Here is a 6,702-nt window from a genome sequence, read left to right as displayed (position 1 = left end):
TTTTTACGCCTTTCTTTATTAAGGCAATTGCCTTTTTTCGATACGAACTTCTAATCGTATCATCAACTGTCCTAAAATCTTCTTTTTCCATAGGACAAATATACAACTTTTTTATGAATATATTACCGCTAGGTTAATAACTTATTTTATTTTTATATCATAAAAGTAATGTTTGATCTTAATTTTAACATCATTTAACAAGGTGCTTTATGTTGTTTTAAATATGTTTTGTAATAAAGGAAAAAAGAATTATATTTGCACCCGCCTTAATTGAAGAGGCAGCATAAAAATTAATAAAGCGAATAAAAAACAGCTTATGTACGCAATTGTAGAAATAGCAGGGCAGCAGTTTAAAGTAGCAAAAGACCAAAAAGTTTACGTTCATCGTTTGAAAGAAGTAGAAGGAGCAAAAGTTTCTTTTGATAAAGTACTTCTTTTAGATAGCGAAGGAACTGTAACTGTTGGCGCCCCAGCTATATTAGGAGCCGAAGTAACGGCAAAAATCTTAGGTCACCTTAAAGGTGATAAAGTAATCGTTTTTAAGAAAAAACGTAGAAAAGGATATAAAGTAAAAAACGGACATCGTCAGTTTTTTACAGAAATTCAAATTGAAAACATTGTAGCAAGTGGTGCTACTAAAAAAGCTGCTGTTAAAAAAGCTGCTGTTAAAAAAGAAGAACCCAAAGCTAAAGAAGAAACTCCAGTAGTTGAAACTTCGATAGATTTAAGTTCTATGTCTGTTGCAGAATTAAAAGCTTTGGCAAAAGGGAGTGGTATTGAAGGATATACTTCTTTGAAAAAAGCGGAATTAATTGAAGCATTAACTAAATAAGTATTACATTTTAAAACCATAATATCATGGCACATAAAAAAGGAGTAGGTAGTTCGAAGAACGGTAGAGAATCCGAATCGAAACGTTTAGGAGTTAAAATATTTGGTGGACAAGCTGCAATTGCAGGTAATATAATTATCCGTCAAAGAGGAACCACACATCACCCAGGTGATAATGTGTATATGGGTAAAGATCATACGTTACATGCAAAAGTTGACGGTGTGGTTAAATTCCAAAAGAAGAAAGACAATAAATCATTTGTTTCTATTGAGCCTTTTGAAGCTTAATTAATGCATTGAAAAATATAAAACTCCCTAACCTAGTTAGGGAGTTTTTTTATGCATATTTTGTACCTTAGCACTTTTATAACATTGTTGTATAACATATTTATTTATATTGTTTCTACTGTTTTGCCTTTGGCGGCAATTTTCAATAAAAAAATTAAACTTTTTATTGAAGGAAGAAAAAATACGTTTTCTATTTTAGAGAAGACCTTGAATAAAACAGAGAAAACAATTTGGATGCATTGCGCTTCCTTAGGAGAATTTGAACAAGGAAGGCCAATTGTTGAATTGATAAAAAAAGAATTTCCCACCAAAAAAATTGTAGTTACTTTTTTCTCACCTTCGGGTTTCGAAATTAGAAAAAATTACAATCTTGCAGATGTTGTTTGCTATTTGCCTATAGACACAAAACGAAATGTGGAAAAATTCGTAAAATTGGTAAATCCTGAATTAGCCATTTTTGTGAAATATGAATTTTGGCCTATTCTACTTCAAGAACTGCATCGAAAAAAAATAAAAACGATATTAATCTCAGGTATATTTAGAGAGAATCAAGTTTTTTTTAAATGGTATGGGTTTTGGATGCGGAACTATTTAAAAGCATTTAGCCATTTTTTTGTTCAAAATAATAAATCAAAACAATTATTAGAACGCATCAATTTTAAAAATGTTACTGTAAGTGGCGATACTAGATTTGATCGCGTATTTGAAATTACAACGCAAGATAATACATTGCCATTTATAGCCGAATTTAAAAATAATTGCCACACTTTGGTTGCTGGAAGCACTTGGAAGGAAGATGAGAAATTACTGATTGCTTATATAAATGAAAAGGCTACAGAAAACGAAAAATTCATAATTGCACCTCACAATATGAATTCAAAAGATATTATGGAATTGAAATTGGCAATTTCTAAAAAAACAATTCTATTTTCAGAAAAAGAAGGTAATCCTTTAAAAGATTATCAAGTTTTTATAGTTGATACAATTGGTATTTTAACTAAAATTTATAGTTATGCCACAATCGCTTATGTTGGTGGCGGATTCACAAAATCGGGAGTTCATAATGTATTGGAACCGGCAACTTTTGGAATTCCAATTATTATTGGACCAAATTATGCGAAGTTTGAGGAGGTGAAAAATTTGATTGCCATAAACGCCTGCTATTCTGTGCATGATTCTGAAAATTTATCAGTACTTTTAACAAAATTAGCTTCAGATATTAAAAATAGAAATGAAGCAGGTTTAAAGGCATACAATTATATAAAAAGCAATATTGGAGCTTCGCAAGAAATTTTAAAATATATTAAAAAATGAGAGAAAAATTAGAAAGTTATTTTGGCTTTGTGTTTGAAAAGGAATTGTTAGACGAGATTGAATTATTGGGAACATATAAAAAACTAAGAGAAAATGAACTTTTAGTTGATTTAGGTGATAAAATGAAGGGAGTTCCATTGTTATTAGAAGGTGCAATTAAAATTGTACGAGAGGATAAAAATGGAGAAGAAATTTTACTTTATTTTTTAGAAAGAGGAGATACTTGTGCAAGTTCATTTGCTAGTGCAATTTCGAATGGGAAGTGTGGAATTAGAGCAATAGCTGAGAAAGAATCTGAAATTATTTTTCTTCCTAAAGAAAAACTAGATGATTGGTTGGTGAAATACAAAACTTGGAGAAATTTTGTAATTGATAGTTACAATATTCGTTTGAACGAAATGATGGAAACTATAGACACATTGGCTTTCATGAGAATGGATGAACGTTTATATAAATACCTAAGAGATCGTGCACAAATTATGCGTGAAACTAGCTTAAACACTACGCATCAAGAGATAGCATATGATATGCATACCTCTCGAGTTGTAGTTTCCAGGTTGTTAAAACAATTGGAAAACGAAAAGAAAGTTAAATTGCACAGAAACAGAATTGAGATTCTGGAATTTTAATGTTTAGTAACATTTGTTACAAAACATCGTATTTTTAAAGATACATTTGAGTTACTAACTAATACAAAAAAACTCATGGAATTAATTTTTCAACCTTGGCCATGGTATGTTGCAGGCCCTTTAATTGCCATTGTAATGTTTCTGCTTTTTTACTTTGGAGAACGTTTTGGAGTATCTTCTAACCTAGAAACATTTTGTTCGATAGGTGGTGCAGGAAAATTTGTAGATTATTTTAAAATTGACTGGAAACAAAACACGTGGAATCTAATTTTTATCGCTGGCGCAGTTGTGGGTGGTTTTATAGCTTCGCATTATTTGTCTATTGGAGACCAAGTTGCATTAAACCCCCAAACAGTTGAAGATTTAGCCGCCATTGGAATAGAAAATGCAGGAGCAACTTATTTACCCGATGCTATTTTTAGCATAGAGACCATGCTAACTTTTAAAGGATTTTTAATATTACTTGGAGCTGGTATTATGGTTGGGTTTGGTGCACGTTGGGCTGGAGGATGCACATCCGGACATGCTATTGTGGGTTTAAGCAATTTAGAACTCCCTTCATTAATTTCTGTGATTGGATTTTTTATTGGAGGTTTAGTAATGACTTGGTTTATTTTACCATTAATATTGTAAGAGATGAAATTTATAAAATTCTTTTTAGTAGGTATTCTTTTTGGAATAGTAATGAGTAAGGCCGAAATTATTTCGTGGTATAGAATTTACGAAATGTTTAAATTTCAATCGTTTCATATGTATGGGTTTATTGGTTCAGCAGTAATGATAGGTATGGTAAGCATGTTACTGTTTAGAAAAAAAGTGGTAAAAACATTTGAAGGTCAGGATATCCATATAACTTCTAAAGAAAAAGGCTTATATAGAAATTTATTAGGAGGAACTTTATTTGGATTTGGTTGGGCATTGGCTGGTGCTTGTCCGGGACCTATGTTTGTTTTAATTGGAAAAGGTGTATTACCAATTGTAGTTGTAATTTTTGGAGCAACATTAGGAGCGTTTTTATATGGTTTATTCAAAGATAAAATTCCTCATTAAAATTCATTAAAATGAAAATTCATGAAATTGTTGAAAATTCTTTCGCAACTATTTTTGAAGAGAATTTACGGCATGAACTTTGTAATTACGGAGTTTTAAAAAAGACAGATCCTGAGAAAATTATTGTTGATGTTAGAAGAGATATAGAATTTATACCTTTGGTAATAGATGGAAATGTAAAGGTATTACGTAGAGATGGTAAAGGAAATGGTGTTTTTTTACACTTTATAACCAAAAACCAAACAAGTGCTATTGCAATTGCTTACGCACTTGAAAATAAAAAAAGTGAAATTAGATTAGAAGCTGAAACAGAACTTACTTATATTGCAATACCATCTGAAATTTTGAAAGTTTGGTTTGTTAAATACCAAAGTTGGAGGTCATTCTTTTTTAAATTAAATCAACAGCAAACTTCCTATTTGGTTCAAAAAATAAATAATATTTCTTTTGAAAATTTAGAATATAATTTACAAAATTATTTAAAGGAAAACAGTGAAGTTCATAATAATAAAACTATTTTTTTAAAACATTTTGACATAGCGCGTGATTTAAAAGTTTCCCGAGAAGCAATTTCAAGGACTTTAAAGAAATTAGAAAAGGATGAAGTGATTTCTTTGGGAAGAAATAAAATAATATTGAATTAAAGTATTGTCTACAAAAAAAATACCCTCTTTTAATTGCCCTATAATCGTGAATTATTGCGTTCTGGTTTAAATCCTTTCAATCATTTTATCAAAAATTTATAATCTTCCGTAACGGTTAATAATTAAGTATATTTGTGAGATTATCCACAAATTAATTTAGCAAGAATGAAACTGATTGTTTATTTAGCCATGTTTCTTTTGTTTTTAGGATGTAATTATTCAAAACAAAGAGATACTAAAACGACTGAAATTGATTTTCTTAAAACTAAACCGAATCACTTAACTAGCAGTCCAGGTGAAACTGAAAAGCTCAAAGTTGCAGTTTCAGCAATTATTACACCGAGGGAAACTCTTAATTATTACAAAGATTTATTGAACTATATAACTAAAGAACTCAACTATGAAATTGAGTTTAAACAACGCAAAACCTATGAAGAGGTTAATGAACTGCTGTTTAAAAATGAAGTTGATTTAGCATTTATTTGTTCTGGGGCTTATGTAATTGAAAAAGATAAGAATAATATTGAATTATTAGTAGTGCCAATTTCGAATGGCAAACCATTTTATCAGGCATATATAATTGTTCATGAATCTTCTAAAATCACTTCTTTTGAAGAGTTAAAAGGCAAATCGTTTACTTATACCGATCCGATGTCTAATACAGGTAAATTGTATGCGTTGAAGAGAATCAAAGATTTAGGTCAAAATGAAGATGCCTATTTTAAAAGTACCATGTATTCAAATGCCCATGATAATTCGATGCAATTAGTGGCTAAAAAAATTGTGGAAGGAGCTACTATAGATGGTTTGATATATGATTATGCTGCAAAATATTACCCAGAAAAAGTTAAAGGGATTAAAATAATTGAAAAATCGGAGAATTTTGGAATACCTCCAATTGTAGTTCCAACTGAATTAGATGCTATAACAAAACAAAAACTAAAAAAAATATTTTTAGAAATTCATCAAGATTCTGTCGGAAAAAAAATATTAGATAAATTAATGATTGACCGTTTTGAGGAAGGTAAAGACGAAAACTACAACAGTATTCGAAAAAATTATGTGTACACTAAACAATGAAAAATAAATTATTTGTACCTCTTTTTTGGAAGTTTACAATTGCTTTAACAGTTATTGTTGCCTTATTTGGTAGTATAAATTTTTATTTTATCAATTATGCTGTTTATGATTTATTTGAAAAAGAAATTAATCGCCATGGTTTAACAATCACAAAGAGTATAGCCGAAAGAAGTGTTGACGATATATTATACGATGATTTATCCAATTTAAATAAATTGGTTTCTGATAAAATGAGAATAGATGCAAATATTGCCTATATCTTTATTGTTGATGAAAATAATCATTTGTTAGCGCACACTTTTAATGATATGGTTCCTGCTACATTATTGGGTTTAAAAACAAACAAAACTAAGGAGTCTATTCAGCGTGTGATTTATAAAAACTATCCTGAAAGCACTATAAGAGATTTCTCAATTCCTATTTTAGAAGGAAGTATTGGTAAAGTTCGTGTAGGTATTTTAGAAGATAGTTTTAATACAAGCATCAATCAGATTAACAGTTTTTTTCTTCTAATGATCTTATTATTTTTAGCGCTTGGAGTTTTAGGAACCTTTATATTCTCATATATAATAACCTTGCCCATTAAGAAAATAAGTAAAATGGCAGATAATCTTGATTTAAATTCAAACCAAATAGGCATCGAATTAATTCAAAAAGAGGGTTTTTTGCAAAAGATCTTCCAACATAAAAAAATGGAAGATGAAATTGATGTATTAACAGATAAATTTAACCCGTTGTGCATTTATAAAAACAGGAATAAAAGTTGTTCATTGACTATATAAAGTCGTATATTTATTTGTATATCAAGCAATTAAATATATGAACAACTTTAAATCAAATTACGACAAAATTTTAGAAATATTAAA

Annotated in this window: 9 protein-coding genes; all 9 read left to right on the top strand. The window is 29.5% G+C overall.

What is annotated here, in order from left to right:
• Positions 1–316 precede the first annotated feature (316 nt).
• The 9 genes from rplU (at position 317) to Q8S45_RS12510 (ending at position 6,618) form a co-directional block, all read left to right on the top strand.
• Positions 317–832 carry a 50S ribosomal protein L21 gene (gene rplU, locus Q8S45_RS12550; protein WP_305605424.1) on the top strand — a complete coding sequence of 172 codons (516 nt, stop codon included), beginning with the start codon at positions 317–319 and terminating at the stop codon, positions 830–832.
• Between the two features lie 26 nt (positions 833–858).
• The gene (gene rpmA / locus Q8S45_RS12545) at positions 859–1,119 is read left to right on the top strand and encodes a 50S ribosomal protein L27 (RefSeq protein WP_305605421.1); all 261 of its coding nucleotides are present in this window, start codon (positions 859–861) and stop codon (positions 1,117–1,119) included.
• Positions 1,120–1,203: 84 nt separating this feature from the next.
• Positions 1,204–2,433, top strand: a complete 1,230-nt coding sequence (locus Q8S45_RS12540) for a 3-deoxy-D-manno-octulosonic acid transferase (RefSeq protein WP_371133024.1) — start codon at positions 1,204–1,206, stop codon at positions 2,431–2,433.
• Positions 2,430–3,062, top strand: a complete 633-nt coding sequence (locus Q8S45_RS12535; RefSeq protein ID WP_305605419.1) for a Crp/Fnr family transcriptional regulator — start codon at positions 2,430–2,432, stop codon at positions 3,060–3,062. The genes Q8S45_RS12540 and Q8S45_RS12535 overlap by 4 nt, the downstream gene beginning before the upstream one ends.
• A 75-nt stretch (positions 3,063–3,137) precedes the next feature.
• Complete coding sequence (locus Q8S45_RS12530) at positions 3,138–3,695, top strand: YeeE/YedE family protein (protein ID WP_305605416.1); 558 nt, start codon at positions 3,138–3,140, stop codon at positions 3,693–3,695.
• Positions 3,696–3,698: 3 nt separating this feature from the next.
• Entirely contained in the window at positions 3,699–4,112 is a 414-nt protein-coding gene (locus tag Q8S45_RS12525; protein ID WP_305605414.1) for a DUF6691 family protein, read from the top strand.
• An 11-nt stretch (positions 4,113–4,123) separates the two neighbouring features.
• Positions 4,124–4,756 (top strand): Crp/Fnr family transcriptional regulator, encoded by a 633-nt coding sequence (locus Q8S45_RS12520; protein ID WP_305605411.1) that lies wholly within the window; start codon positions 4,124–4,126, stop codon positions 4,754–4,756.
• Positions 4,757–4,921: 165 nt separating this feature from the next.
• Complete coding sequence (gene phnD, locus Q8S45_RS12515; RefSeq protein WP_305605408.1) at positions 4,922–5,836, top strand: phosphate/phosphite/phosphonate ABC transporter substrate-binding protein; 915 nt, start codon at positions 4,922–4,924, stop codon at positions 5,834–5,836.
• Positions 5,833–6,618 carry a hypothetical protein gene (locus Q8S45_RS12510; RefSeq protein ID WP_305605405.1) on the top strand — a complete coding sequence of 262 codons (786 nt, stop codon included), beginning with the start codon at positions 5,833–5,835 and terminating at the stop codon, positions 6,616–6,618. The genes phnD and Q8S45_RS12510 overlap by 4 nt, the downstream gene beginning before the upstream one ends.
• Positions 6,619–6,702 lie beyond the last annotated feature (84 nt).

The sequence above is a fragment of the Lutibacter sp. genome, assembly GCF_030692605.1.
Lineage (GTDB): Bacteria > Bacteroidota > Bacteroidia > Flavobacteriales > Flavobacteriaceae > Lutibacter.
This window is presented reverse-complemented; position numbering and strand designations above follow the sequence as displayed.